Below are 25,503 nucleotides of genomic sequence, written 5' to 3'. Positions count from 1 at the left end.
CTGACCTCTAGGGGAGTCTACCTCCCCTTTCGACGCTCACTGCGCTTCGCCAAACCGGTCCTCGATGAGCTTTTTCAATTCGGACAGGCAGGCCTCGGCGTCCTCGCCCTTGCAGGTGAGCTTCACCTTGGTGCCCTGGGCCGCCGCGAGCATCAGCACGCCCATGATGGACTTGGCGTTGGCGCGCTGCCCGGAGGCCTGGATGGAGACCTCGCTCTTGAAGCGGTTGGCCACCTTGACCATCTGCGCCGCGGCCCGGGCGTGCAGCCCCAGCGCGTTGATGATCTCGAAGGTTCCCTCGGCTTCACTCGCCATCGTGCGACTCCTGCTTCACTCAAAAGGTGTTCGTACTCACAGAAAGGCGCCCGCCGCGCAGGCCAATCCCGCCGCGACATAGAGGACCACGTAGGTGGGGACCCGCCGGTTGACGGCCACGTACGCCAACACGCCCACCGCCAGGCACCCCACCGCCAGGAACGGCGCCCAGGTCCCGCCCGCCGTCGCCCCGAAGCTGACCGCCAGCCACGCGGCCAGCCCGCCCGCGCTCGCCGCCGCCACGCCCCGCAGGCGGGCGCCCTTGGCAGGAAGGTTCACCCGCGCCACGGCCTCCACCAGCCGGTCCCCCAGGCTCAGGCCCAGCCAGTACAGCCGGATGCGCAAGAGCAGGTGCACCAGGTTGTAGAGCACCAGGAAGAGCACCACCGCCCAGACGCCCAGCAAGGGCACCATGGCCGCGCACAGGCCGCCCACCGCGGGCTTCAGCGACAGCCAGAAGAACCCGTCCCCCAGCGCCGCCAGCGGCCCCATCAGCGCCGCCTTGAAGCCCACCACCCGGTCCGGCGTCTCCTCCCCCCGGGCAATCTTCTGTTCGTGGTTCACCACGCCGCCCACGATGGCCGCGGCCACGTATGGGTGCGTGTTGAAGAAGACCAGGTGCCGGCGCACCGCCGCCTCGCGCTGCGGGCCCGGCGGGTACAGCCGCTCCAGCGCGGGATACACCGCGTACGCGAGCCCCAGGTTCTGCATGCCCTTGGGGTTCCACGACGCCTGGAGGAAGAGCGAGCGCAGGAAGACGCGCAGCACCGTGCCCCGCGACAGCCGCGCGGGCGGCGTGAAGGCGGGGGCGGCCGCGGGCGTGGGCGTCGTCTGCACGCTCATGGCCGCTGCTCCTGCAACTGCACCAGCACCACCGCCGCGGTGACGGCCGCCGCGGCAAGCCCCGCGTACAGGGGAGCGCGCTTCGCGTGGCTGGACTGCGCCGCGATGGCCGCCGCCACGGACGCCATGGCCGGGTACGCCCACGCGAGGCCCCGCACCAGCCCGTGCGGCAGCGCCACCATCACCGGCTCCAGGAAGTAGCCGGCCAGCGCGCACGCGCCGGTGATGGCGCCGTAGCAGACGAAGTGCGGCCACATGCCCCACAGGTTCTGCCGCATCGCGCGCGTGAGGTTGCCGGCCTCCGCGGACGCCAGCGCCACGCGCGCGAGCCGGGCGGAGTAGCCCTCCAGCAGCCGGTCCAGCCGGCGCCCCACCCGCCCCAGGCCGATGAAGAGCAGCACGGCCAGCGACCAGATGGCCGGCGTGGAGCCCGCGCCCGTGGCGGTGGTGAGGGTGGCGGCGGCGGCGGCGGTGCCAGTGGCCGCGATGGTGTCGTTCTCCGGCAGGGAGGCGCCCAGGTTGGCGGTCCCCAGGTAGAACAGCTCCAGCAGCATGCCGACGGACAGGCCCCCGCCCACGTCACCCAGCAGGGCGCCCATGAACGTGGCGGCCACCAGGGGCCGGGACAGCATGGCCTGGAGGAACGCCTTGCGCTCCACGGCCACCAGGCCCCCCCAGAGACACGCGAGCGCCACCTGGGTCCAGCCGACGTTCACCGGCTCACCCGGCCTTCGACCAGCGCTCGGTCAGGTCCGGCAGGTCCACGGACTTCTCCGCGGGCACGGCGCGCGCCTCCACGCGCACGCCCTGCGCGGACAGTTGCTGGAGGGCCTGCAGCTCGCCCTCCGCCAGGAAGACGGACGGCGACACCTGCCGCCGGCCGGTGCCGAAGTGCACGTTGCCCAGGTTGAGCTGGTCCATGGCCAGCCCGTGCTGGAAGGCGAACGGCACGGAGGCGACGTCCCTCAAGAGCACCAGGGTGCGCACGCCGTCCTTGGACAGGGCGGCGAAGTCCACCTGGGCAAGCGGGAGGATCTGCACCTCGATGGCGCTCTGCACGGCGAGCGCCATGGCGGCACGGATGAGGGGACTGGAGGCCGCCTCATCGTCCGCCACCACCACACGGGACACCTTGAGGTGGGGAAGCCAGGCTTCGACGACCTGACCATGGATGAGGCGGTTGTCGACGCGGACCAGGGTGATCACGGCAGTCTCGAATCGCCGACCCGGGCGGGTCCGTCAAGTTCGCGGCTGCTGCTGGGCCTCGCGAAGCAGGGCGGATGCACAGGTGATGTTGCGCTGGCCGTACGACGCCAGCTGGTTGGCCATGTCCGACAGGGCCATCTGCTCCGAACGGAGCGAGTTGGCCTTCAGCAGCATGGGCAGATTGACGCCGGCCAGGACCTCCAGATTCATCCGCTGACACATCATCAGCGATTCCTTACAGGGGGTACCTCCGAAGAGGTCGGCCATGATGATGACACCGTCCCCTTCATCCACGGCCTTGACCGCCAGCTTCATCTTGGCGCGGAGGTCCTCGACGGGAGCCCCCGGCTCGATGTTGCACGTGGCCACGGCGGGCAGCTTGCCCACGATCTGTTCAGCGGTTGAGACAAGCTCATCCGCGAGACGCCCGTGCGATGCGATGACGAGGCCGACCATTGATCACCCCTGAGCAACTTCCCGGGAGATTTGCGTCCTACGCCCATCAACGACCGGACGCAACTCCGGCGAAGTTTTCCGCCTGCACCTGGGACCACTGCCCCAACGACTACGCTTCGAAGGTAAGGCGACTGCGCCCACCATGCCTGGAATTTCAGGTCCGGGGAAGGGACACGGTGTCGTCTGCCGGACGGGGAGCCGGGCGCGGTCTCCCCACGCTGTAGAGATGCACGGCGCACCCGCGCGGTGCGTGCCCTCCGGGGCGACTCCACGGTCCCCGCTCGGTGGGTAGGAAGGCGACCGGGCCATCGCGTGGAAGCGGCTGTATCACCCGGAAATCCGGGGAGTGCCCGCGAGGTCCATCGATACTCGGGGCGTCCCGGATTCTTGGGACCTGTCGCATCGGGTGCGGTGTCTCAGTGGACGACCAGGCGTGCCCTCTGCTCGGCCGGACGGATGCGCGCGGTGGCGCCGGCGCCGAAGGTGAGGAAGTCCTCCTCCATGCCGTCGCTGAAGATGACGCCGCCCTGGGGCATGCGGGACTCGAGCACCAGCTCCTGTTGGGCCGTGACGAAGCCGCCGACGATGTCCGCGCCCGAGTGGCGGCTGACGAAGGGCTCGCGCACGACGAAGGCGAGCCGCGCCTCCTCCCAACCGAGCGTCCAGGGCTTCCCCGGCGTGCCGCCCGTGCACCGGGTGAGGCCCCGCGCGAGCGCGAACACGGACGACAGCCACCCGCTGGAGCCCGCGCCGGTGGACACGAGCACGCCGCTGGAGGACTGCGACTCCTCCTTCCCGCCGTAGCGGACCTCGTAGCGGGCGGACACGTGCGTGCGCGCGCCGATGAACAGGTCGTTGAAGGCGAGCAGCCGCTGGCCGTCCTGGAGCCGCGCCTCCGCCAGTTGCACCTGGCGCACCCTCGCGCGGCCCTCCAGCGTGCGCAGCACGGCGGCCCGGGCGTCGCGCGGGAGGAACGGCAGCAGCACGCCGTCGAAGCGCTCGGGGTCCGGGTTCACGCCCACGAGCGGCTGGCTGCCCACGTACTTGGCCACGTTGGCGACGAGCCCGTCCTGCCCCACCGCCACGACGAGCTCCTTGCCGGTGAAGAGGAAGGTGGGTACGAGCGAGCGGTCCACCTGCTGCACCGGCAGCCCCACGTCCAACTGCGAGCGCAGGCCGTCCACCGCGCGGCGGTAGGTGTCGTCCTCCGCCTCGAAGGCGTTGAAGTCCTGGTTGTTGCGCTCCACATAGAACTTCGCCTGCTTCTTCGTGTTGAAGCGCACCACCAGGTCCGCCAGCCGCGTCTTGCGTGTGACGAGGACCACCTTCTCGAACGGGGTGTTCATCCGGGGCCTCCCTTCAGCGGTCGCGAGGGTCGAAGGTCTGGACTTCGGCCCGGGGGGGCTTGTTCGGCTTGTGCGGCCTGGAGTCCGCGGGGAGCAGCGAGCGCAGGAGGTCCGGCGACACGTTGAGCTCGCCGATGCGCTCCGCGTTCTCGCCCATCTCGCGGAAGGCCAGGGCGATGTTCAGGGCCGGGTCGCCGCCGTTGGAGGACGTGGCCAGCGGCGTCTTCCAGTCCATGTTGCGCACCGGCTCCAGCGTCTTCTCCAGGGTGTATGCGCGCGCGTCCGCGGACTGGCGCTCGTTCTGGACCCAGCGCTCCATGAGGGCGGCGCGCTGCTCCTCCACCGCGATGTCCGCGGCCATCTTCGCCTCGCGAATCTGGCGCTGGCGCTCCTCCACCACCAGCTCCGTGGCCAGCTCGCTCTCCTTGATGCGCCGCTCCTGCTCCACGGCCGCGTTGCGGCGGGCGTAGATGGCCTCGTCCGCCTCCCGCTGGAGCCCCTCGCGCGCGGCGGCCTCCAGCGCGCGCGCCATCTCCGGCGTGGGCTGGATGGAGAGCACGGAGAAGGCCATCACGTGCACGCCCAGCGCCTTCACGGACTCGGCCTCCGCCAGCGCCGCCAGCACGCGCGCCTCCAGCATGTCGGACTGGACCAGCACCTCGCGCAGGCTCAGGGACTGCACCACCGCGCGGGCACGCACCTGCGCGGCCTGCACCAGCCGGTCCGCCAGCTTCTCCGGGTCCTCCGAGCGGTGACGCCCCGACGGGGTGATGGAGTAGTCCAGGAGCCCCGCGAGCTTGCGCGGGTCGTCCACCCGGTATGTCAGCTGGCCCTGAATCGTCACCGGCTGGAAGTCGCGGGTGACCTCGTTGAAGGCGAACGGGACGTCCGCGCTCGACAGCGGCACCGCCACCAGCGTCGTCGCCGGCTTCCAGTAGAGGAACGACAGGCCCGCACCTTCGCGGACCACCTCGCCGTCCCGGTACTGCATCACGTACGTGGTCGGCGTTGACTTCATGTACCCGAAGAACATCCGCGCATCCCCCTCACCTGCTGCGTTTGTGTATTTTCGACACCATCTTAGTGTCATCCATACACGTTCGCAACACAGGTTGGAGGGAAAGCGGTGTAGGTGGCGTGGATGCCGGTGGACGGGGTGGGCCCGGGCGGCCTTGAATCGGGGGCATGACGCGCAAGCTCGGGGAGCAGTTGGTCCTGGATGGAGTGCTGACGCCGGAGCTGTTGTCCCGGGCGCTCGCGCGGCAGCAGGAGACGGGGCTGAAGCTGGGCGAGTGCCTGGTGCGGCTGGGCGTGGACGAGACGCCGGTGCTGCGGCTCCTGGCGCAGGAGCTGAAGACGCGCTTCGTGTCCACGGAGAAGCTGGCGCAGGCGAAGGTGGACCCCGCACTCCTGGAGCGCGTGCCGGTGCGGCTGGCGGAGGGCTTCGACTTCATGCCGCTGCGGCTGGCACAGGACGCGCTGTACGTGGCCATCTCCGAGCCGCAGCGGCAGCGGGCGCTGGAGGAGATTGCCTCGACGGTGGGGGTGGCGCAGGTGCTGCCGTTCGTGGCGGTGCGCCGGTCCATCCGCGCGGCCATCCGCAAGCACTACTACGCGGACGCGAACGCCTTCGAGCACCCGCCGGAGGACCTGGTGTGTCCGCACTGCGGAGCGTCGTGCATGCCGGGGGACTTCCAGTGCGCGCGCTGTGAGCTGCTGCTCGTGCGGAGCGTGGACGACCTGCCGCCCCGGGACAACGTGTCGCTGGTGCGCGCGCTGCTCACGAAGCCCGAGCAGACGGGAGCGCGCGGCGTGCCCCGGCCGCCCCAGCAGGAGGCGACGCGGGTCGTGGCGTTCCAGGCGCAGGCCACGGCGAAGAAGGGGCCGCCGGTGCGGCCGGTCATCGTGGCGGGGCTGGACCTGGTGAACCAGCCGCTGAGCCCGTTCGAGGCGTACGTGCTGTCGTTCGTGGACGGGCGCACGGCGCTGTCGGACATGGCGCTGATCACGCAGGTGACGGAGCTGGAGCTGCGCGCGGTGTTCGAGTCGCTGTCCGAGCGCGGCGTGACGAAGCTGGTGGGCACGCTGGCTTCGACGGATGCATCGTTCTCCGGGGATGGCACGCCCGTGTTCGACCGGGGTGAGCCGAAGCCGCCGCCGTCCGCGAAGGCGGTGGCGGCCCGTGCTCCGGCGGCCCGGCCTCCGGCACCGACGCCGTCCGTGACGTTGGGGACGGCGCTGACGGCGAAGCCTCCCACGATGCCGCCGGTGTCACCGCCCAGGGTGGAGGACACGCGGGAGGAGGTGCTCCAGCGCGTCGTGCGGCTGGAGCAGGCCGGGAAGCTGGCGGAGGCGCTGGACCTGCTGGAGCGCAGCATCGGGCTCCTGCCGAAGCCCGCGCCGCTCTACAACCGCATGGGGATGATCCTCCTGAACCACCAGCGCGACTACGAGCGCGCCAGTGCGTTCTTCCAGAAGGCCTCGGACCTGGAGCCGGAGAACAGCGTCTACACGATGAACCTGTACTCCGTGCTGGCCCTCACGGCTGAAGCCACGAACGCGGGACAGAAGAAGCCCCGGCGCTGAAGGTGCGTGCGGCGTTCATGCCCATGTCATGGGCCTCAATAACATACACAGCCAAGGAAGGACCGGAGAGGTGGCCTGAGGCTACGCATCCCTTGGAGTGGTGTCTTCAAAGAACCAGCGACGCGGTATCCACCCTCCTTGTCTTGCAGCTCCTCTTTGGCTCACCCTTGCATTGCCATTGCGGAGGTGAGTGTGCCCGGCATCCATGTGGTCAATGAATCAGACGGTCTGAGTTCGTTGTGGCTCATCGCCAAGCACTACAAGGTTCCAATGAGTGCGCTTGAGCAGCAGAACCCACTCATCATGGGCCGGCTCCCATCAGGACATCGGCGCCGTGGATGGTTGCAGGTCGGAGACAAGGTCTACCTTCCCCTGGCCCAGGAGGAGGTCCTTGCCACAAGGCACTCCAAGCCGTCCACGAACACCCCCTGGACAGCGACAAGTGGAGGGGCTTCTTTTTCGTGGTCGTGGATGAAACCGTCCCTTCCGGGAAGGTCGTGAGGAAGGTGCTTGAGTTCCCGGGCGCCAGTCAGGCGGAGTACTTCCTGGCGAACCCAGAAATCTTTGGCATGAAGCCCCCAAGTCCCACCTCATCCTTCTCACTGGGAGAGCACGCGCTGGGACACAATCAAAGCAGGTTCCTTTCGGCGAGCACCCAGAGGGCTGGTGCGCCCAACATCACGGGACGCCCTGTCTATATCGACATCCAGAAGGCAACGGACGCAGGGGTGAAAATTCACTCGACAGAAGCCATCCTGGAGGATCTCGCGCGTCTCGAGAAAGCCCACCCTGACTGGCGAACCCGCATCGACAAGCTCAGGAAGGCCATCGTGATGGAAGGCGAGGTCCTGCTGGAAGGAAACGTGCCCGCGTCAGCCATCAAACGAACTCATCATGCGATGACTGCGGCTCGAAGCTTGAAGGCAATCCAGGTCATTGGCCTGGCGTTCACGGTTTATGACGTCAGCAAGGCCACCGAGAAGTCCGTGAAGCAGGCCTCCATCAAGCCCATCACCGCGGAAGGAATCCGCCAGGTCGGTGGGTGGGCCGCGGCCATGGCAGGGATGAAGGTTGGCGCACTGACCGGTGCCACGCTGGGATTCGAAACGGGCCCAGGAGCCATTCTCACCGGATTCGCAGGCGCGCTCATCGTTGGAACGGCAGGGTACTTCGGGGCAGACTGGGTCGCGGACTTGATCGACGAAAACCAGTGGCCTGACTCTTGGGGATCATGAATCTGGACCGACAGATCCAACGTGTCTTCAGGCTTGCGAAGTCCTCGGTCCCTGCCCGAGAGCAATCTCAGGCCATAAGTAATACGAGCCTGGCATTCATGGGCTATCCCACGCTGCGGCAGACAGAGGTGTTCCTGGCCGTCCCGGCTTTGGAACGCTGGCGCAAGGAACACTCCCTGGCGTTCCCCCAGGAATGTTGCGTCTGCCTGCGGGCCGTGCAGCGCTGGCTTCCCGTTCATGCGCCCCCAGGATGGTTGGGGCTCCTTCGTAGAGAACGGCTCCTCGACGGGGTTCCGCATTGCGAGGAGCATGGGCGTCAGGAGGAAGCACGCCTCCTGGTCCAGGTGAATTCCTGGAGCGAATGGGTCTGCCAGATTGCCCTGATCGGGATGAACGAAGCATTTCTCCTCAGGACCCGTGAACTCAACCAGACCGGGGACATGGCACCTCCCTGGAAGGCATTTCCCGGGTACGGCCCTGTGTCGTCAGGATGGCGTCAAGGCAACGGAGAGTATTGGCTCGCTCACGTCTGGTCTTCATTCTGGCAGCGCCTGCCCCCTGCGGAGCGGCAGCAGTACGCCCATCGCTGGACGCCCCCAACGGAATGGCTCTCCTGGATGTAGTGCCCATGCCCTCCCCTTCCGAGTCCTACCTGCTCGACTTCCATGCGCGCCTCGCGGGGGTGACCTCGCGGTGGTTCGCGCACGCGCCCGTGCACGCGAAGGAATCGGCTCCTTCGACCTATGCGCTGCTGGAGGCCGTCGTGCCTCGCGATGCACGGCCCCTGACGGTGCTCGACCTGGCGTGTGGAGATGGGCACCTGTTGGAGCTGCTTGCGCGGCGGGAGCAACCGGGGCTGTCGCTCGTCGGGCTCGACATGAGCGCGCATGAGTTGGATGCGGCGCGGGCGCGGTTGAACGGAGCGGCGACGCTGATCCAGGGACGGGCGCAGTCGCTTCCATTCGGGGATGCCAGCGTGGACGTGGTGCTGAGCCACCTGGCGCTCATGCTGATGGACGACGTGGAGACCGTGCTCGCGGAATTGCGGCGCGTGCTGAAGCCGGGCGGGCGGGTGTCCATCGTCGTGGGCGGGGACATGGTGCCGGGGCAGGCGCTGGAAGTCTTCGCAGGGCTCATGAAGAGCACGGCGACGGTTCCTCCCACGCGGCTGGGCGACTCGCGTGTCCGCTCCGTGGATGGGCTGCGGGAACTCTTCGCCGAGGGCTTCGCGGACGTCACGGTGCGGTCCCTCTCCGTGCAGGGAGATGGGTCACCGAGCGAGGTCTGGGAGTCGCTGCTCACGACGTACGACGCGGACCGTCTGTCTCCAGCGGCACAGGCGTCTCTTCAGGCCGCGTTCCTCCAGGCCGTGGAACCACTGCGGCGTACGGACGGCAGCGTTCCATTGCGCTGGGGCATGCGGCAGCTGACGGCGACGCGCGAGGCTCGCGCGACATGAGCCTTCCCAGGAAGGGCAGCCGCCGCGTCGAGGTCGATGGGACCGAGTACCTCTGGCACATCCGACGGAAGCCGACGCACTTCCAGGCGGACTTCGCCGGCCCCATGAACCTTGCGGTCCAGGCCCTCTCGGAGGGTCCTCGACGGGTCCTGGTCGTCCGGCTCGGCATCAGCCGTCCGGACAATTGGATCGTCCCGCATCAGACCGGCATCACCACGGCCATGGTTCGCGAGATGATCCGGCGGGCCCTCCGCGCGGGATGGAAGCCGCTGGGCGCGGGACCGCCCTTCCTCTTCAAGTACCCCGTGGTGAAGGACACCATCGGGACCATCTTCCCAGAGGCCTGATCAGCTCCCAGGCGTCCACGGGACGAGGCGCAGCGTGTTGCCGTCCTCCGTGGACTTCGTCTCGTGGAGCGTCATCGCCAGTGTGCCCGCCGCGTCGCGCGTGTGATGCACGATGAACGCAGAGACGGGCAGTCCCGGCATGGCTTCGGTCAGCCAGGCGTAGCCCTCCTCGGGGGTCTTCGCTTCCAGGACGCTGACCGCCGCGTGTCCCGTGAACGCCGCGTTGCAGAGCATCTGCATGTCCTCCAGCGTGCGCACCTCGTCCGCGAAGACGAGGTCCGGGTCCTGCCGCAGGAATGAACGCAGCGCCTGCGTCAGCGGCAACTCCCCGCCCACCTTCACGACGCCGATGGCCCCTCCCGGTCCGCCCTTCGGATCCTCCACCGCCGCCAGCGCGTGCACGTTGTCAGGTAGCGCGTCCATCACGGCCCGCAGGGTCGTGCTGCGGCCCGTGCTGGATGCGCCCGTGAGCAGGACCACCTGGCCGTTGAACAGCGACTTGTCCAGGCGGTTGAAGAGCCCTTTCAGGAACCGCGCCGCTTCGGCGGACAGCGGGAGGCTGGCGATGCTCGGGTACGCCTTGCGCGTCTCCCGGTCCCTCGCCAGCGCCGTGGTCCAGGTGCCCAGCGCGTCTTCGCGGAACGACACGCGGAACTCGACGTCCGGATCCGCCGCGCCCGCAGGGAAGGCCACGCTGCCCCGGTCCGGCATCACCGGATCCGCGCCCCGCTTCGCGTACGCCGTCAGCGCGTTGCCCAGTGGCCGGTAGAGCTCGTACGCCATGGGCTGACGCACCGGGATCCGCTCCGCGCCCAGCAGTCCCACCGTGCCTGACGGGTCCTTCGCGATGAAGAACAGCGAGATGCCCGCGTTGATGATCCGCTCCCCTGCCCCCACGTCCCCACCCTCCCCGTCCCCGTCCTCGGCGCTGTCCGTGTCATCCGCCGCCCAGACGGAGAACATCGCCGCGCCCGTGCTTCCCGCGACGTCGAAGAGGGCCGCCGCCAGCGCCTCGGGCGTCTTCGGCGTGGCCGGCGCTCCAGCCGGAGCCCTGCCCGCCTCCCTCAGCCCCTGGAGCAGGCGGGCGAACACGGCTTCCGGCGTCGCGGGGGCTTCGGACTTCGGGCTCGGGGTCGTCATGGGCGCGGACCATGGCATGGCCCCGTGGCCCGGCCACGTCCGAAGCGGCTCCCGGCAGGCCCCGTCTCCCATGGCCCCACATGGGCCACCCCCGACGGCTGCCGGCCTGCCTTGAGGACGGGCGAGGAAGCCGTACGGTAGGGGCTCCCCTCCAGCAGGCGCTTGGGTAACATCGCTTGATGTTCAGGCGTCTCACCAACGCGCTGCGACGGCTGTGGCACCGCCCCGCCGAAAGCAGCCCTCCGGACCGGCAGAGCCCGGCCGGCGGGACCGAACCCGCCGCCGCGCCCCGGCGCTCGCGTGCGTCGGTCGCGGAGGAACCCTCCCCCCAGGCGAAGCACGGCACCAGCCGTCCCCGCCGTCCGGCCGTCCGCATCGTCGCGCACGGAGCCACCCCGCACGTCAGCAACCGCAAGGTCCGCCGCGCCGGCGTCACCTCCGCGCGCTTCTACGACCTGCACGACGACTTCCGCGCCCCCGGCCGCTGGGAGCCCGGCGACCCACAGGACCTGGAGGACAAGGTGGTGGGCGACGTGTGGATGTTCACCGCCGGGCGCCCCGTGGATCCGCCTGGGCCCCTGCACATCCCCAACGAGGAGCGGGCCGCCCCGCTGGACTTCAGCCTCGCGGGCGCAGGCCTCACCCCCGTGGTGCACCCGCGCGTGGCCGCCGTGTTCGCGCGCCTGGCCCCGGAGGACGTGCAGCTCATCCCCGTGGACATCGAGGGCCAGCCGGAGCCGTACTTCCTCGTCGTCGCCACGCGCCTCATCCGCTGCGTGGACGAGGCCGCCTGCCTGGAGCTCCACCGCTACGGCCCCGGCGACGGCATCCCCGCGCGCGTGGGCCAGTACCGCTCCGTCCGGGGCCTGAGAATCGACCCCGCCCAGGTGGGCCGCGCCCGCGTGTTCCGCCCCTGGGGCTGGCCCGTCACCCTCGTCGTCTCCGAGGTCGTGAAGGAAGCCCTGGAGAAGGAGCGCGTCACCGGCGCGCGCTTCACGCCCGTCACCGACACCCGGCACTGAAGAGGCGCCGGGGCCGGCCGAGCGGGCCTACTCCTTCTCGATGTCCCGGTCCCACAGCTGCACGCGGCCGTAGTCCGCGGACAGCCGGCGCACCATCTCCGCCGCCAGCGCCACCGAGCGGTGCTTGCCGCCCGTGCACCCCAGCGCCACCGTGAGGTACGCCTTGCCCTCCTTCTGGTAGCGCGGGAACAGGAAGCGGCAGAGGTCCACGACCTTCTCCAGGAACTGCTGCGTCTCCTCGCGCTCCAGCACGTACCCGGACACCTTCGGGTTCTTGCCGGTGAGCCCCTTGAGCTCCGGCACGAAGTACGGGTTCGGCAGGAAGCGCACGTCGAACACGAGGTCCGCCTGCGGCGGCACGCCGTAGCGGTAGCCGAAGGACATGATGGACAGGCTGGGGCCCGTCGTGGGCTCCGGGCTGAAGCGCCCCTGCACCATGCGCTTCAGATCGTGCACGTTGAGCGCCGACGAGTCGATGACCTGATCCGCCAGCTCGCGCAGGTCCTTGAGCGCCTCGCGCTCCAGGTGGATGCCCTCCGCCACCGTGCCGTCCGGGGCCAGCGGGTGACGGCGGCGCGTCTCGCTGAAGCGGCGCATGAGGCTGTCGTCGCTGGCGTCCAGGAAGAGCACGTCCACCTGGTGGCCCGCGCGGCGGACCTCATCCAGCACGCGCGGCGCGTCCTTGAGGAAGACGCCTTCGCGCGCGTCCATCACCAACGCCATGCGCTCGATGTTGCCGCCGCCCGCCAGCTCCGTGAGCTTGGGCAAGAGGAGCACCGGCAGGTTGTCGATGCAGAAGAAGCCGGCGTCCTCCAGCGCCCGGATGGCGGTGGACTTTCCGGAACCTGACATGCCGGTGATGACGATGATCTGCTTCGCGGGGGCGGTCACTCGACCTCTTCTCCCAAGGTGCGGCGCATCGCCCCCTGGGCGATGGCTCGATTGAGTCGCTCGGCGAACTCTCGCGCCGAATGGTGGCCCTGAAGCTTCAACAACTGGTTGCGCGCGGCCACCTCCACGATGGTGGCCATGTTGCGTCCAGGACGCACCGGCACGACCGACAAGGGGATGTCCACGCCGACGATCTGCAGGTGCTTGTCCTCCACGCCCAGGCGGTCGTACTCCTGGTGCGGATCCCATTCCTGCAGCTCGATCACAAGCTCAATCTTCTTCTGTTCCCGGACGGCGGACACTCCGAAGAGGTCCTTGATGTTGATGATGCCCAGTCCGCGAATCTCCATGTGGTGCTTGATGACCGGGTTGCCCGCGCCGTAGACGGCGCCCTTCCTCCGGGTCACGTCCACGATGTCGTCCGCCACCAGCCGGTGGCCGCGCATCACCAGGTCCAGGGCGATTTCGCTCTTGCCGATGCCGCTCTTGCCCAAGAGCAGGATGCCCACGCCGAAGACGTCCATCAGCACGCCGTGCAGGCTGCTGGACTCCGTGAGCGCGTCCTCCAGGAAGCTCTGCACCCGCTGGATGAACTCGCTGGAGAGCAGCGGCGTCTTCATCAGCGACAGGCCCGCCGCCTCGCAGGCGTCCACCAGTGCACGCGGCACGTCCAGCGCCTTGGTGACCACGACGCAGGCCAGGTCCTCCTCGCTGAAGAGCTTGGCCAGCGAGGCGCGCTGCGCGTCCTCCGCCAGGGTGGCCAGGTAGGAGATTTCGGTGTTGCCGAAGACCTGGACGCGGTGCGGGTGGAGGTGCTCGGTGAAGCCCGCCAGCGCCAGGCCCGGCTTCTGGATGCGCGAGGAGTCCACCGTGCGCGTCAGGCCCTGGCTGCCCGCCATCAGGGTCAGCCGCAGGTCGTGGCCCTGGTCCTCGAGGAGCTGGGAGATGCGAATGGATTTCATCGTCAGGACGTGGATATCACCCACCGGCCTCCGGAGGTGAACCGCACCGTGTCCGCCGTCCCCCCCGCCTCCCCTACAGCCGCCTCCGAGGCTGGCGCCGACGCCCCTACCGAGCGCCGGCTGGGCCTGCTGCTGCTGCTGGGCGTGCTGGGGCTGGGCGCGGCGTTCCGGCTGTACTGGGCCCTGTACGACGACGGCATCTACTGGCCGGACGAGGTCTACCAGAGCCTGGAGCCCGCCCACCGCCTGGTCTACGGCTACGGCCTGATTGCCTGGGAGTTCGTCGAGGGGGCCCGCAACTGGGCCCTGCCGGCGCTGGTGGCGGCGCTGCTGGGGCTGGGGCGGGCGGTGGGGCTGACGGAGCCGGCGGGCTACCTGGCGCTGGTGAAGGGCTGCTTCGCGCTCCTTGGCACGGCGACGGCGTGGGCCACGTGGCGGCTGGCCCGCGCGTCCGGGGCCTCCACCCTGGCGGCTTCCGGCGGCGCGGCCCTGTTCGCGCTGGCGTCGGTACCCCTGTACTTCGCCCCCCGGGCCATGAGCGAGAACGCCTCCGTGCTGCCGGTGGCGCTGGGCCTGGCCCTGGTGCTGCCGGCCACCGCGTCCCGGCGGGCCCTGGTGACGGGGGCGTCCCTGCTGGGGCTGGCGGTGCTGCTGCGGCTGCAGAACGGCGTCTTCTGCGTGGGGCTGCTGGCGGTGCTCCTGGCGCGGCGCCAGTGGCGGCAGGCGGGCGTGGCGCTGGCGGTGCTGGCCGGGTGGGCGCTGGCCTTTGGCCTCCTGGACAAGCTCACCTGGGGCCGGTGGTTCCACTCCGCCATCGTCTACCTGGACTTCAACGTGGTGCAGGGCAAGGCGGCCCAGTGGGGCACGGAGGCCTTCGACTACTACCCGCGCATCCTGCGCCGCGCGATGCCGGGCCTGTCCCTGCTGGTGGGCGCGCTGGCCCTGCTGGCACTGCCCCGGGCGTGGGGGCTGTCCTTCCTCACGGCCGCCTTCGTGCTCCTGCACGCGGCCCAGCCGCACAAGGAGCTGCGCTTCCTGGTGCCGGCGATGCCGCTCTTGGCGGCCCTGGCGGGCGTGGGGCTGGACTCCGTCCTGCGCGTGCTCCGGGGCTTCCCCGCGCGGGCCACCGTCGCGCTGGCGGTGGTGGCGGCGGCGCTCCTGTCCGGCGCCAACGCGGGGACGCTCACCTTCGGCGAGCTGGGCCAGTACGAACGCGTGCGCCCCCAGGACAGCGCGTGGGACGACCAGGGCCCGGTCAACCGGCTGCTGGAGGCCGCGGGGCGGCTCGACGACGTGTGCGGCCTGAAGGTGGAGGCGGTCCACCAGGCGTGGACGGGGGGCTACAGCTACTTCCACCGGAAGGTGCCGCTGTACGCCCACAACGGCCCCGGCCGGGGCTCCAACCGCTTCAGCCACGTCATCACCGCGGCGGGCTACGAGGGTGCGGGCACGGCGGTGGCCCGGGAGGGCTCGCTGGTGCTGGTGAAGCTGCCCATCGCGGGCTGCACGCCGGACCCCGGCTATTCGTGGCGACTGCCCTGAGGGGGACAGTTCGGGTCCAGAAGACCCTTCCGGCTCCACCAGCGGGTTGGTAAGCCAGGGCCATGCCCGAATCCGACTGCCTCTTCTGCAAGATTCGCGATGGCCTCATCCCGGCGAAGGTCGTCTACCAGGACGCGGACTGCCTGGCCTTCGAGGACATCAACCCGCAGGCTCCCACGCACGTGCTGTTCATCCCGCGCAAGCACATCGCCACGGTGAACGACATCACGACGGAGGACCGCGAGGTGGTGGGCAGCCTCTACATCGGCGCGGCGAAGCTGGCGCGCGAACGGGGCTTCGCGGACACGGGCTACCGCGTGGTGATGAACACCCAGCGCGACGCGGGCCAGACGGTGTTCCACATCCACCTGCACCTGCTCGCGGGCCGTCCCCTGCACTGGCCCCCGGGCTAGCCGCCTTCGCCGTTCATGTTCAGTGCCCAGTCGTCGCCCCAGTCGCGCCGCGCCTACTCCCTCCTCGCCGTGCTGCTGGCCTCCGTGGCCGGCGCGGTCAACGCCGTGGGGTTCGTGGCGCTGGGCGCGCATGCGTCCCATATGTCCGGCAACATGGCCACGCTGGGCGAGTCCCTGGCCCAGGGCCGCTGGGACACGGCGCGGCTGCCCGCGCAGTTGATGGGGCTGTTCGTCGCCGGGGCCTTCTGCGCGACGGGGCTGCTGGACGCCTCGCGGCACCGCACGCGAGGACGGCACGTGGCCGCGCTGCTGCTGGAGATGCTCGTGCTGGGCGGCGTGGGCCTGGGCATGGCGTCCACGCCGGGCGCGCGCGCGCCGGGGCCGCTCTGGGGCATCGCCTTCGCCATGGGGCTGCAGAACGCGCTCGTCACGCGGGTGTCTGGCGCGGTGGTGCGCACCAGCCACGTGACGGGGCTGCTCACGGACATCGGCATCCAGGGGGTGCAGATGCTGGCGTGGGTGCGCGACGGCCTGCGGGGGGAAGGCGCGCCGGGGCTGTGGCAGCGCGTGCGGGACCTGCCCTCCGCCGTGCAGTTCGAGCGCACGCGGCTGCACCTGGGGCTGGCGCTGGCGTTCCTCGCCGGCTCCACGCTGGGCCCCTACCTCTTCCTGCGCCACGGGGCGCTGACGCTGGTGCTGCCGTGCGTGGTGCTGGGCGTGCTGGCCGCGCTGGACTTGCGGCTGAACGTCAAGCCCGCGCCGTCCCCCGCCGCTCCGGACCGCTGATCAGGGCTCCGAGGGCCGGGCCACCGCGGGCGCGTCCGTGACGTTGGGGTCCGCCGCGGCGCGGCCCTGGGCCCGGGGGCGCAGGGCCTGGAGCACGCTGCTGCGCTCGTCCGTCCAGACGTAGGCGGGCTCGCCGCGCAGCACCAGCCGGCGCACGTGCGCGGGGCCACCGGTGAAGGTGGCGCCCGCGAAGAACCCGGGCTCCGGACTCAGCAGCATCCACGAGCTCGACACCGTGTCGCCCTGGCCGTCCACCGTGACCAGCGCCGCGGACAGGCCGGAGGCGCGCGCGTGCGCCAGGCTGATGGGGACCAGGTCCAGGTGCTGGTTGCTGATGTGCAGCGCCAGCACGCCACGCGGCGCCAGGTGCTGGAGGTAGAGCGCCACCGCCTCGTGCGTCAGCAGGTGCACCGGGATGGCATCCGAGCTGAAGACGTCCAGCGCCAGCACGTCGAACTTCCGCGAGCCGTGCTCCAGCTCCCGCTCCAGCGAGATGCGCGCGTCGCCCTCGATGACCTCCACGCGCGCGGGCGTGTCCGTCAGCGTGCTGAAGAAGCCGCCCTGGCCCCGCGCGAGGCCGATGATGACGGGGTTGATTTCGTAGAAGCGCACGTCGTCCCCGGCCGCCATCAGCGTGGCGCTGTTGCCCACGCCCAGCCCCAGCATGCCCACGTGCAGGCCGGTGGGCAGCCCCTGGGACTGGCGCCACCGGCGCTGCTCCGCGAGCGCGAGCCCCAGGCCGGTGTCCGGCGTGTAATACGCCGTGGGGATGTGGCGGCGCTCCGGACGGATGTACTGCCAGCCGTGCGTGATGGCGCCGTGGCGCAGGGCGAACTGGTGCTGCTGGGGGTCCTCCGGGGACAGCTCCAGCACGCGCACCACGCCGAAGAAGTTGCGCGCGGCGAAGCGCACGCGCTCCTGGTCCGAGGCGACGAGCAGCGGCAGGTGCAGCGCCACGCCCACCAGCATGGCCCCGCGCAGCAGCCGCTGCGTGCGCACCACCGCCGTCTCCTCCTTCGGCCGGCGCAGCAGCCCGGCGAAGGCCACCGCGCAGCACGCGGCCAGGGCCAGCGGGTGCTCCCAGTAGGTGTTGAAGAGGGCGGGCGCCACCAGGTTGACGAACACGCCGCCCGCCACGCCGCCCACGGACACCCAGAGGTAGAAGGCGCTCAGGTAGCGCGGAGCCGGGCGGCGCCGGTACAGCTCGCCGTGGCACACCATGGCGCCCGTGAAGAGCGCGGACGCGTGGAAGAGCACCTGCCACCCCAGGCCCAGCGCGGGGCCCTCCTTGTGCGCGTACGTCACCAGCACCACGGAGGCGATGAGCGCCACCGAGTACGGCGTGCGCGCGTAGAGGGACTCGCGCGAGAAGGCCAGGATGAAGGTGACCAGGTACACCGCCAGCGGCATCACCCACAGGAAGGGGCCCGCCGCCACGTCCTGGGAGAGCTTGTTCGTCGTGGCCAGCAGCAGCACCGACGCGCACGTGCTCAGCGCCAGCCACGTCAGCGTGCGCCCCACGCCGGGGCGCGGTGAGTCGGCCTGAGCCTCGGGGTGGGCTTCGGCTGGAGCTTCGGGCGCGTTCGCCCCGGGCGCGCGGCGCAGCAGGTCCCGGGCGCAGGCCAGGACGAAGAGGACGAAGAGGACGAAGCCCGCGGCCCAGCCCCACGCCTGCGCGCTGCGGCCCACCCAGGGCTCCACGAGGAACGGGTAGCCCAAGAGCGCCAGCAGCGAGCCCGCGTTGGAGAGCGCGTAGAGCACGTACGGCGAGCGCTCCGGCCGCGCGCGCGCGAACCACGACTGGAGCAGCGGCCCGGTGGTGCTGAGCACGAAGAAGGGCAGGCCCAGCGTGGCGGCCAGCATCCGCATCAGCCGGAGCACGGGCAGGTGATCATCCACCGGGCGCCAGCCCTCCCCCGGCGCCAGCGGCGAGCCCGTCCACGAGGCCCGCGCCACGAGCGCGCCCAGCGCCACCGCCAGCAGCCCCAGGTGCAGGAAGGCCTGCGCGCGCGGGCGCAGCCGCGAGGCCACCGCGTGCGCATAGGCGTAGCCCGCGAGCAGCACGGCCTGGAAGAACAGCATGCACACCGTCCACACCGCGGGCGTGCCGCCGTACCACGGCAGCGCGTAGCGGCCCGCCAGCGGTTGGACGCCGAAGAGCAGGAAGGCGCTGGTGAAGATGGCGAGGGCGTAGCGGACCATGCGACCTCGGGAGCGGGGCAAGACGCACGGCGTAGGACTTCCCGCGCTCACAGTGTTTCCCGCCAGGGCGACAGTCTTGTCAACACGGGCACGTCCTGGCGCCCGGCGGGCAAGCAGGCGGGCTGCTGCTGGGGTGGGTGGCCCCAGCGGGCGTCGGTCCTAACTTCCCGGACGGACAGGCGCGGAGGTCCTCGCGCCCGAGGGGGAAACCATGAAGGGCATCAAGCGCGTGATGGGGCTGGGACTGCTGGTGGGTGGTGCCTTGGCGGCCTGGGGCTGCAACAGCGAGCAGGCTTCAAGAGGCCCCCAGGGGTTCCAGGACCCCGTGCAGCTCCAGCACCGTTCCCAGCCGGCGCCCGCGGGCCGGGAGGCTGGCAGCAACCTGAGCCACCCCTCCACCGAGGAGGGAGGCGGCAGGCCCTACAACAGCGACAGCCAGGCCGCGCTGGGTGGCGGCACGTCCGCCCCCAACGCCGTGGAGGGCGACGCCCCGAACAACTCCGGCCGGAAGACCGGCGGCAACCAGGAGCTGGGCACGGGGCTCGCGGAGAGCTACCAGGGCACGGGCGGCTCCGGCCGCGACGCGGGCACCGGGATGATGGACGCGGGCACCACGCGTGACGCGGGCACGGGGATGATGGACGCGGGCACGACGCGCGACGCTGGCACGCGGCGCTAGGCGCACCCGTGAATCCAGGGCCGTCAGGAGACGCTACTCCTGACGGCGCTGCACGTCCTTGAGCTGGTTGTAGAGGGCTCGCACTTCCTTGAGGGTCGGCGTCTTGCTGCCGCCCTCGTTGAAGTCCTCCAGGAGCGTGCCGAAGCGGCTGCACTGCATGGCCATGGCCGCGCAGCTGTGGTTCTTCTCCAGCTTCAGGAAGAGCTCCTTCGTCTTCGCCCACTCCCGCTCCAGCTCGGTGGTCGCGGCGGCCTCCTTGGCGGTGCGCTTGGCCGGGCGGGCCGGAGCCGCCTTCTTCCCCGTGGGAGTGGCCGGCGTGGAGCCGGGAGCAGCGGTCCCTTCGGCCTGCCCACCCGGGCCAAGCATGTCTTCCAGCGCCAGCGTCGAGGGCTCGGCGGGAGTCTCTGCCGGGGCGGCGGTCTCGGCGGCGGCCTGCACGGGCTCCGCGGGTGGCGGCGTGACTTCCGCCGGCTCGGCGGTGGGCGTCGCGGCCACTTCCTGGTCTGGCTTCGTGTCCTCGGACGGCGCGGGCGTGGACGGGCGCACCGGCGGGGTCGGGGGCAGCGTCGTCGGAATCGGCTGCACCTTCGTCGGCGGAGCCGGCGTCGACGTGCGCGACTGCTCCAGGCCCACGGCCACGCGCAGCTCGGGGACGAAGAAGAGCCCCGCGCCCACGATGGACAGCGCCACGAGCATCAGCAGCGTGAACATCAGCACGGAGCGCAGCGCGCCACCCTTGCGGGCCGGCGCCGGCTCACGCCGCGAGGCAGGGGCCGGCTCCGAGGGCTCCGGCCGTACGGGCATCGCCTTGCGCCGGGTCGAGTCGTCACGCGTCGAGCGCGAGGTGGAGGACTCGTCCGGGTCCACGGAGGGCGCGGCGGCGCGGGGTGGAGCCACGGCGCGCATGCTCGACGCGGTGCTGGAGCGCGGAGGCGGCGTGCTGGGAGACGAACCGCGCACGGCGCGGCGAGACCCCGTGCGGCCCCGGGCAGGCCCCGTGGGGCCGGTGTCGGGATCGCGCTTGCCGGAGGAGGTGGAGGGCTCGCGCAGCGCGGCCTCGTCCAGCACCACGCGGGCCTGGGGCTCCTCGCGGCGCGGGGGGCGAGGCATCTGGATGCGCGGGTGCGTGTCCGCGTCGCCCTCGCGCGCGGCCAGGGCGTCGTCCGGATCCGCGGAGATGTACGGCACGCTGGAGTCCACCTCCAGCGCGCGCGGATCCACCGAGATCAGCTCCTCCGACGGCCGCGTGTCCTGCATCGTGGGCCGGGGCGCCGGCCCCGAATCGAGCGGCTCGGAGCCCAGCGGCGCCTCGTCGTAGTCGATGGAGCGCGAGGCGCCGGGCTGGATGGAGGGCACCTGGATGGTGGGCGCGGCGTACGCCGGCACCGGCCGGTTGCCATTCGACGGTGTCGTCACGCCAGGGCGCGAGGACGGCAGCGATGGCATCGCGGCCGTGGGGCGCTGGCCTTCCGGAATGCGCGGCTCGGCGCGGGGCGCATCGAAGCCTCGGGACGACTCGGGGCTGCGCGGCGGGTCGAAGCCGCGCGAGGACTCCGGCGCGCGCACCGGCTCGAAGGTCGGCAGGGGCTCCGGGGTGCGGGCCGCGTCGAACGGGGGCGGCGACACGGGACGGCTGCCATTCGACGGCGTCGTCACCCCGGGGCGCGACGACGACAGGGACGGCATCGCGGCGGTGGGGCGCTGCCCCTCCGGAATGCGCGGCTCGGCGGCGCGAGACTCGATCTGGACGCCCTCGACGATGGGCGCCGGCCACGGGTAGTCGCTCTCGGGAAGCTCCTCCTCGTCATCGAGGAACGGGCCGTCCGGCGGAGGCGGCGGCTCCATGAACGGCAGCGACTCGCCGGACGTATCGAACCGCTCCGCCCCGGCGTCGAACGACGACGGCATCGGCGGAGGCGACACCGGCCGCGACGCATCCGCCGGCACGAAGGGCACGGGTCCATCCGCCGGCCGCACGGCGGGGATCGCCGCCATCGGCGCGGGCGGCGGCACGCCACGAGGCCCCACCGAATCCGAGAAGGGCAGCGAAGCCCCCCGTCCCGCGTCCGCGAACGGCGTCGGCGCGGGCACGTCCTCCACGGGAGGCGCGTCACGCGACGGCAGCCCTGCATCCGCGTACGGCAGCGACGTGGCGCGCGGCGCGGTGGGCTCCCCTCTCGCCTCCGCCACGGGCAGCGCTTCCGTCCGGGGCGCGGTGGGCTCGCCGAGCGGCGGGGCCACCGGAGCCTCCGCCTCCACCGCGCGGTCCGAGGGGAGCCGGATGGCGGGCAGGCCCTCGAGGATGGTGGGCCGCTCCATCGCGTCCTGGCGGACCTCCACCGTGGGCGACGGCTCCGAGGACGCGGGGCTGGGCCGCATCTTCGCGCGGGCCGCCTCCTCCAGCGCCTCCACCGGGAACGCGGGGCGGGTGGACTCGTCCACCATCACGCCAGGGCGCGTCTCACCGTCGTCGCGCGCGCCACCGCCGTCCTCGCGGCTGCGCGGCGTGGGGTGGAACGACAGCGGCTCCACCGGCCCGTCCAGGCGGATGGTCTTCGCCGGCAGCGTGGGCGCCGGCATCGTCGGGCGCGGCGCGGGGCCCAGCGACTCGTACGTGCCGCTGGCGCGCACGTCGCGCGACACCTCGCGCAGGGACGCCAGCAGGCGGCGCTCGGACTGGTAGTCCGAGGAGAACAGGTCGCGCATGAAGCGGCTGACGCTCTCCGGGCCCGCGCTGGTGTCGATCTCCATGAGGCACGCCTGCAGGCGCACCCGGAAGTCCTCCGCCGTCTGGAAGCGCTGGGCCGGCTCCACCGCCAGCGCCTTCGCCACCAGCTGCGACACCGCCGGCGGCGTCAGCGGCTCCACTTCACTGAGCGGCGCCACCTTCGGGTTCGCGACGGCGGACATCAGCTCGCCCGGCGGCATCGCGTCGAAGGGGTTCTTGCCGGAGATGAGCTCGTAGAGGCACAGGCCCACCGCGTACAGGTCGCTGCGGCGGTCCACCGGCTGGTGCCGGGCCTGCTCGGGCGACATGTAGAGGAACTTGCCCAGGATGATGCTGGGGTTCGTCTTGGCCGCCGACAGCCGGCTCTTCGCCAGGCCGAAGTCGATGACCTTCACCTCCCCCTCGTAGGAGATGAGGATGTTCTGCGGCGAGATGTCCCGGTGGACGAGCTTCAGCTCCTTCTCGTCCTCGTCCCGCTTGCGGTGCGCGTACGCGAGCGCGTCCAGCACGCGGCCCATCACGTAGAGCACGAACGTGAGCGGCAGCGGCGTCTGCCGGTCGCGCACGCGCGCGGCCACCTTGCGCAGGTCCTTGCCGTCCACGTACTCGAGGGCCATGTAGGCCTCGCCCTCGTGCACGCCCATGTCCAGCACCTGCGCGATGGAGCCGTGCCCCAGCCGCACCAGCGTGCGCGCCTCACCCACGAAGCGGTCGACGAAGTCCTGGTCCTCCGCGAACTGCGGGAGGATCTTCTTGATGACGCACAGCTTCTCGAAGCCCTGCGCGCCCTCCAGACGGGCGAGGTAGATCTCCCCCATGCCGCCGGTGGCCAGGTGCGACAGGAGCGTGTACCGGCCGAAGGGCTGCGGCCGGAAGGGACGCAATCGGGCGGGCTGGGTCGAAGAGTTCATGCGGTGCGGGGGTCCACCACGGAAACCGCATTGAACCCCGGGCAGGCCCCCCGCTTCAACCCGTCAACCGGCCGCGCCGACCGCCTCACCGGATACCGGGGTTGGTCAGCATGCCCATGTCCTCTTCAATCACCTCGAAAACCGCCACCTTGTCGCGCGGAGGCCGCACCACGCGCTCCCCCAGCGGCATCACGTCGAAGCGCGCCCCGGTGGCCGCCAGCAGCTTGCCCGTCATCAGCACCTGGCCGGGGGCCGCGGTGGAGGCCAGCCAGCCTGCCACCCCCATGCCCTCTCCCACGGCGCTGTACTCCGTGCGCGACTCGGTGCCGATCATCCCCACCAGCGCCTTGGTGGAGTGCAGCGCGATTCTCAGGTCGCAGCGCTCGTCCTGGGGCCGGCGGGCCATGCCCCGCTCCCAGTCCGCGCGCAGGGCCAGCGCCGCGCGCACCGCGCGGACCGCGTCGTCGCCCTTGGCGTAGGGCACGCCGAACAGCGCGCGCATGGACTCGCCCATGAAGCCTTCGACGGTGGCCTCGAAGCTGAAGACGATGCCGCTCATGCGCGCGTGGAAGTCGTTGAGCAGCTGCGTGGCGCGCGCCGCGCCCAGCCGGCCAATGACGGCGCCGAAGTCCGCCAGCTCCGCGTGCAGCACGGTGAGGTTCTTCTCCTCCAGGCCCGGCAGCTTGCCGCCCGTGCGCTGGGCCTCGGCGGAGCGGCGCTCGGCCACCTCCGGCGAGTGGAAGCGCTCCAGGTTGCGGCGCAGCCGGTCCGTGCTGGAGCCGTCGCGCACGGCGAAGCGCTGCACGCCGCTGGCCACCAGGTGGGCCACCGCGGTGCACGCGTCCAGCATCAGCTCCAGGCTGGTGTCGCCCTCGGCGGGCACGTTGACGTAGAGCACGCCCGCGAAGGGCGGCTCGGTGCCGATGGGGATGCACAGCACCCGGTTGACGCCGTACATGATGACGCTCTCGCGTCCGGCGAAGCGGCGGTCGTCCTTCACGTCGCCCACCGCGAGCGCGCGGCCCTGGCGCAGGGCCTCGTCCACGATGGCGTCGGACACGGGCACCTCGCCCTTGGCCAGCCGTCCCCGGTGGCGCACCGCCGCGGGCACCAGCGGCCCGGCGGCGTGCTTGAGCAGCACCACCGCCGTCGTGGCGTCGGTGCGCTCCAGGAGCCGGTCCATCGCGGACTCCAGGAACGCGGTCAGCGTGCGCGCGGTGGCCAGCGCCTCCGCGGCGTGCACCAGCAGCACCAGCGTCTCATACGACACGCGCGGGCTGGCGACGGCGGAGCCCGCGGGCACGGGCGAGGGGCCGGAGAACGCGTCGTCGAACGGCAGCGGCCCCACGTTGTCCAGCAGGCGCAGCACGTCCGCGTCCTTGACGTTCTTGGCCATCAGCACGGCCGGGCCCACGTCCGTGCCGTGCCCGAAGCGCACGACGCCGCCCGCGCCCAGGTCCATCATCTCCGTGGCGGCGTTCTCCACCGTGTGCGGCTGGCGCACCGCCAGGGTGTTCTCCCCCAGCGCCACGGTGTCGCCCGCGTTCAGGTGCTTGCTGCCCTGCAGGGGCGCGCCGTTCACCCGGCTGCCGTTGCGGCTGCCCAGGTCCTCGATGCGCAGCACATCGCCTTCGACGTAGAGGCGCGCGTGCCGGCGCGACACGAGGTCACCGCCCAGCACGATGTCGTTCTCGTCGGCACGGCCGAGGCTGGTGACGCCCTCGGGCAGGTCGTACGACGTGTCGAAGTAGCCGGGCCCGTTGATGATGATCTGCCACATCGGGCCCACGACATTACACGACCTCCCAATCTTCCGAGAGTCCGAGACGCTTTCCCGTGGAATACGGGCGTCCAGCCAAGGCCCCGGAAGCCCTCCCGCGTCGCGTCATACCCAGGGGGCCCGGCCCGCGCTGGGAGCCGGGCCGGGGTCGGAGTTCACCTGGGGCGGTGGATGAAGAGGGAGTCACCCACGCGCAGGGTGCGGAAGGCCGTCAGCGGCCGGGACGCGGGGCCCCGGACCACGCGGCCGTCCAGGCCGAAGCGCGAGCCATGGCAGGGGCACTCCACCAGCCCCAGCGCTCCGTCCCAGGCCACCGCGCAGTCGCCATGGGTGCAGGTGCGCCACACGGCCCGGTAGCAGCCGTCCGCCGTGTGCACCACCACCACGTCCAGGAGCGCGTCCGGGACGCGGACGGTGGACTGGCCTCCCGGCTCGCGCAGGGCGGGATGCTGCTGGAGCGGGACCTCCACCCACCCCTCCTGGGCCGTGCCGGGGACCCCGGTGTCGCCGCAGGTGGCGGGCACGGGGTCTTCGTCCCCTTCCGGCGCGGGGAGCACCACGGCCTCGCGCCAGTCACCGCCGCAGCCCAGCGCGGCCAGGGCGCAGGTGCCGCGCAGCAGCGTGCACAGCGCCTGACGGCGATCCACTCCACCC

The 25,503-nt window shown here is 71.3% G+C and carries 24 protein-coding genes; 10 read left to right on the top strand and 14 right to left on the bottom strand.

All coding sequences use genetic code 11. From position 1 onward, the window contains the following. Positions 1 to 36 precede the first annotated feature (36 nt). The 7 genes from JYK02_RS26600 to JYK02_RS26570 form a co-directional block, all read right to left on the bottom strand. Positions 37 to 315, bottom strand: coding sequence for an HPr family phosphocarrier protein (locus JYK02_RS26600; protein ID WP_014399907.1), 279 nt, complete (start codon positions 313 to 315; stop codon positions 37 to 39). 36 nt (positions 316 to 351) lie between these two features. Next, a complete protein-coding gene (locus JYK02_RS26595) occupies positions 352 to 1,158 on the bottom strand; it encodes a PTS system mannose/fructose/sorbose family transporter subunit IID (RefSeq protein ID WP_207055028.1) in 807 nt (268 codons plus the stop codon). Continuing rightward, the gene (locus JYK02_RS26590; RefSeq protein ID WP_207055027.1) at positions 1,155 to 1,874 is read right to left on the bottom strand and encodes a PTS sugar transporter subunit IIC; all 720 of its coding nucleotides are present in this window, start codon (positions 1,872 to 1,874) and stop codon (positions 1,155 to 1,157) included. The genes JYK02_RS26595 and JYK02_RS26590 overlap by 4 nt, the downstream gene beginning before the upstream one ends. Before the next feature lie 4 nt (positions 1,875 to 1,878). Beyond that, positions 1,879 to 2,364, bottom strand: a complete 486-nt coding sequence (locus JYK02_RS26585) for a PTS sugar transporter subunit IIB (RefSeq protein ID WP_207055026.1) — start codon at positions 2,362 to 2,364, stop codon at positions 1,879 to 1,881. A 33-nt stretch (positions 2,365 to 2,397) separates the two neighbouring features. After that, entirely contained in the window at positions 2,398 to 2,820 is a 423-nt protein-coding gene (locus JYK02_RS26580) for a PTS sugar transporter subunit IIA (protein ID WP_120527413.1), read from the bottom strand. Positions 2,821 to 3,236: 416 nt separating this feature from the next. Next, positions 3,237 to 4,166, bottom strand: a complete 930-nt coding sequence (locus JYK02_RS26575) for an NAD+ kinase (protein ID WP_207055025.1) — start codon at positions 4,164 to 4,166, stop codon at positions 3,237 to 3,239. Between the two features lie 13 nt (positions 4,167 to 4,179). Then, complete coding sequence (locus JYK02_RS26570; protein WP_207055024.1) at positions 4,180 to 5,199, bottom strand: SPFH domain-containing protein; 1,020 nt, start codon at positions 5,197 to 5,199, stop codon at positions 4,180 to 4,182. A 152-nt stretch (positions 5,200 to 5,351) separates the two neighbouring features. Here JYK02_RS26570 and JYK02_RS26565 point away from each other — a divergent pair, with 152 nt between their 5' ends. The 5 genes from JYK02_RS26565 to JYK02_RS26540 all read left to right on the top strand — a co-directional run bounded on the left by JYK02_RS26565 (position 5,352) and on the right by JYK02_RS26540 (position 9,793). Next, a complete protein-coding gene (locus JYK02_RS26565; RefSeq protein WP_207055023.1) occupies positions 5,352 to 6,752 on the top strand; it encodes a general secretion pathway protein GspE in 1,401 nt (466 codons plus the stop codon). Between the two features lie 461 nt (positions 6,753 to 7,213). Continuing rightward, positions 7,214 to 7,987 carry a hypothetical protein gene (locus JYK02_RS26555; RefSeq protein WP_207055020.1) on the top strand — a complete coding sequence of 258 codons (774 nt, stop codon included), beginning with the start codon at positions 7,214 to 7,216 and terminating at the stop codon, positions 7,985 to 7,987. A gap of 98 nt (positions 7,988 to 8,085) precedes the next feature. Continuing rightward, on the top strand, positions 8,086 to 8,610 hold the full coding sequence (locus JYK02_RS26550) for a hypothetical protein (RefSeq protein ID WP_207055018.1): 525 nt from the start codon (positions 8,086 to 8,088) through the stop codon (positions 8,608 to 8,610). A gap of 5 nt (positions 8,611 to 8,615) precedes the next feature. Next, a complete protein-coding gene (locus JYK02_RS26545) occupies positions 8,616 to 9,446 on the top strand; it encodes a class I SAM-dependent methyltransferase (protein ID WP_207055016.1) in 831 nt (276 codons plus the stop codon). Beyond that, positions 9,443 to 9,793, top strand: a complete 351-nt coding sequence (locus JYK02_RS26540; protein WP_207055014.1) for a hypothetical protein — start codon at positions 9,443 to 9,445, stop codon at positions 9,791 to 9,793. The genes JYK02_RS26545 and JYK02_RS26540 overlap by 4 nt, the downstream gene beginning before the upstream one ends. Here the strand turns inward: JYK02_RS26540 and JYK02_RS26535 are convergent, their stop codons facing one another. Next, on the bottom strand, positions 9,794 to 10,933 hold the full coding sequence (locus JYK02_RS26535) for an ATPase, T2SS/T4P/T4SS family (RefSeq protein ID WP_207055012.1): 1,140 nt from the start codon (positions 10,931 to 10,933) through the stop codon (positions 9,794 to 9,796). Positions 10,934 to 11,112: 179 nt separating this feature from the next. On the opposite strand from JYK02_RS26535, the gene JYK02_RS26530 reads away from it, so the two are divergent. Next, positions 11,113 to 11,955 (top strand): imm11 family protein, encoded by an 843-nt coding sequence (locus JYK02_RS26530; RefSeq protein WP_207055011.1) that lies wholly within the window; start codon positions 11,113 to 11,115, stop codon positions 11,953 to 11,955. Between the two features lie 27 nt (positions 11,956 to 11,982). Here the strand turns inward: JYK02_RS26530 and rapZ are convergent, their stop codons facing one another. Together rapZ and hprK are read right to left on the bottom strand one after the other, a co-directional pair. Further along, a complete protein-coding gene (gene rapZ / locus JYK02_RS26525; protein WP_207055010.1) occupies positions 11,983 to 12,846 on the bottom strand; it encodes an RNase adapter RapZ in 864 nt (287 codons plus the stop codon). After that, the gene (gene hprK, locus JYK02_RS26520; RefSeq protein ID WP_207055009.1) at positions 12,843 to 13,808 is read right to left on the bottom strand and encodes an HPr(Ser) kinase/phosphatase; all 966 of its coding nucleotides are present in this window, start codon (positions 13,806 to 13,808) and stop codon (positions 12,843 to 12,845) included. Before hprK ends, rapZ begins: the two co-directional genes overlap by 4 nt. 9 nt (positions 13,809 to 13,817) lie before the next feature. Between hprK and JYK02_RS26515 the strand changes: the two genes are divergently transcribed. The 3 genes from JYK02_RS26515 to JYK02_RS26505 all read left to right on the top strand — a co-directional run bounded on the left by JYK02_RS26515 (position 13,818) and on the right by JYK02_RS26505 (position 16,549). Further along, entirely contained in the window at positions 13,818 to 15,350 is a 1,533-nt protein-coding gene (locus tag JYK02_RS26515; RefSeq protein WP_347402584.1) for a hypothetical protein, read from the top strand. Between the two features lie 62 nt (positions 15,351 to 15,412). After that, a complete protein-coding gene (locus JYK02_RS26510) occupies positions 15,413 to 15,763 on the top strand; it encodes a histidine triad nucleotide-binding protein (RefSeq protein WP_207055008.1) in 351 nt (116 codons plus the stop codon). A 15-nt stretch (positions 15,764 to 15,778) separates the two neighbouring features. Then, positions 15,779 to 16,549: a YoaK family protein gene (locus JYK02_RS26505; RefSeq protein WP_207055007.1), complete on the top strand. Its 771-nt coding sequence runs from the start codon at positions 15,779 to 15,781 to the stop codon at positions 16,547 to 16,549. Here the strand turns inward: JYK02_RS26505 and JYK02_RS26500 are convergent, their stop codons facing one another. Then, positions 16,550 to 18,751, bottom strand: a complete 2,202-nt coding sequence (locus JYK02_RS26500) for a fused MFS/spermidine synthase (RefSeq protein WP_207055006.1) — start codon at positions 18,749 to 18,751, stop codon at positions 16,550 to 16,552. Positions 18,752 to 18,962: 211 nt separating this feature from the next. Here JYK02_RS26500 and JYK02_RS26495 point away from each other — a divergent pair, with 211 nt between their 5' ends. After that, entirely contained in the window at positions 18,963 to 19,430 is a 468-nt protein-coding gene (locus tag JYK02_RS26495) for a hypothetical protein (protein ID WP_207055372.1), read from the top strand. 33 nt (positions 19,431 to 19,463) lie between these two features. Here the strand turns inward: JYK02_RS26495 and JYK02_RS26490 are convergent, their stop codons facing one another. From JYK02_RS26490 to JYK02_RS26480, 3 genes are all read right to left on the bottom strand, one after another. Next, on the bottom strand, positions 19,464 to 23,069 hold the full coding sequence (locus tag JYK02_RS26490; RefSeq protein WP_207055005.1) for a serine/threonine protein kinase: 3,606 nt from the start codon (positions 23,067 to 23,069) through the stop codon (positions 19,464 to 19,466). A gap of 85 nt (positions 23,070 to 23,154) precedes the next feature. After that, positions 23,155 to 24,849 (bottom strand): FHA domain-containing protein, encoded by a 1,695-nt coding sequence (locus tag JYK02_RS26485; protein WP_207055349.1) that lies wholly within the window; start codon positions 24,847 to 24,849, stop codon positions 23,155 to 23,157. A gap of 155 nt (positions 24,850 to 25,004) precedes the next feature. Continuing rightward, positions 25,005 to 25,496: a ubiquinol-cytochrome c reductase iron-sulfur subunit gene (locus tag JYK02_RS26480; protein ID WP_347402583.1), complete on the bottom strand. Its 492-nt coding sequence runs from the start codon at positions 25,494 to 25,496 to the stop codon at positions 25,005 to 25,007. Positions 25,497 to 25,503: the final 7 nt, after the last annotated feature.

It is taken from the genome of Corallococcus macrosporus, from assembly GCF_017302985.1.
In the GTDB taxonomy this organism is placed as follows: domain Bacteria; phylum Myxococcota; class Myxococcia; order Myxococcales; family Myxococcaceae; genus Corallococcus; species Corallococcus macrosporus_A.
Note: the sequence above shows the minus strand (reverse complement) of the source record. Positions and strands in the feature narration are given on the sequence as shown.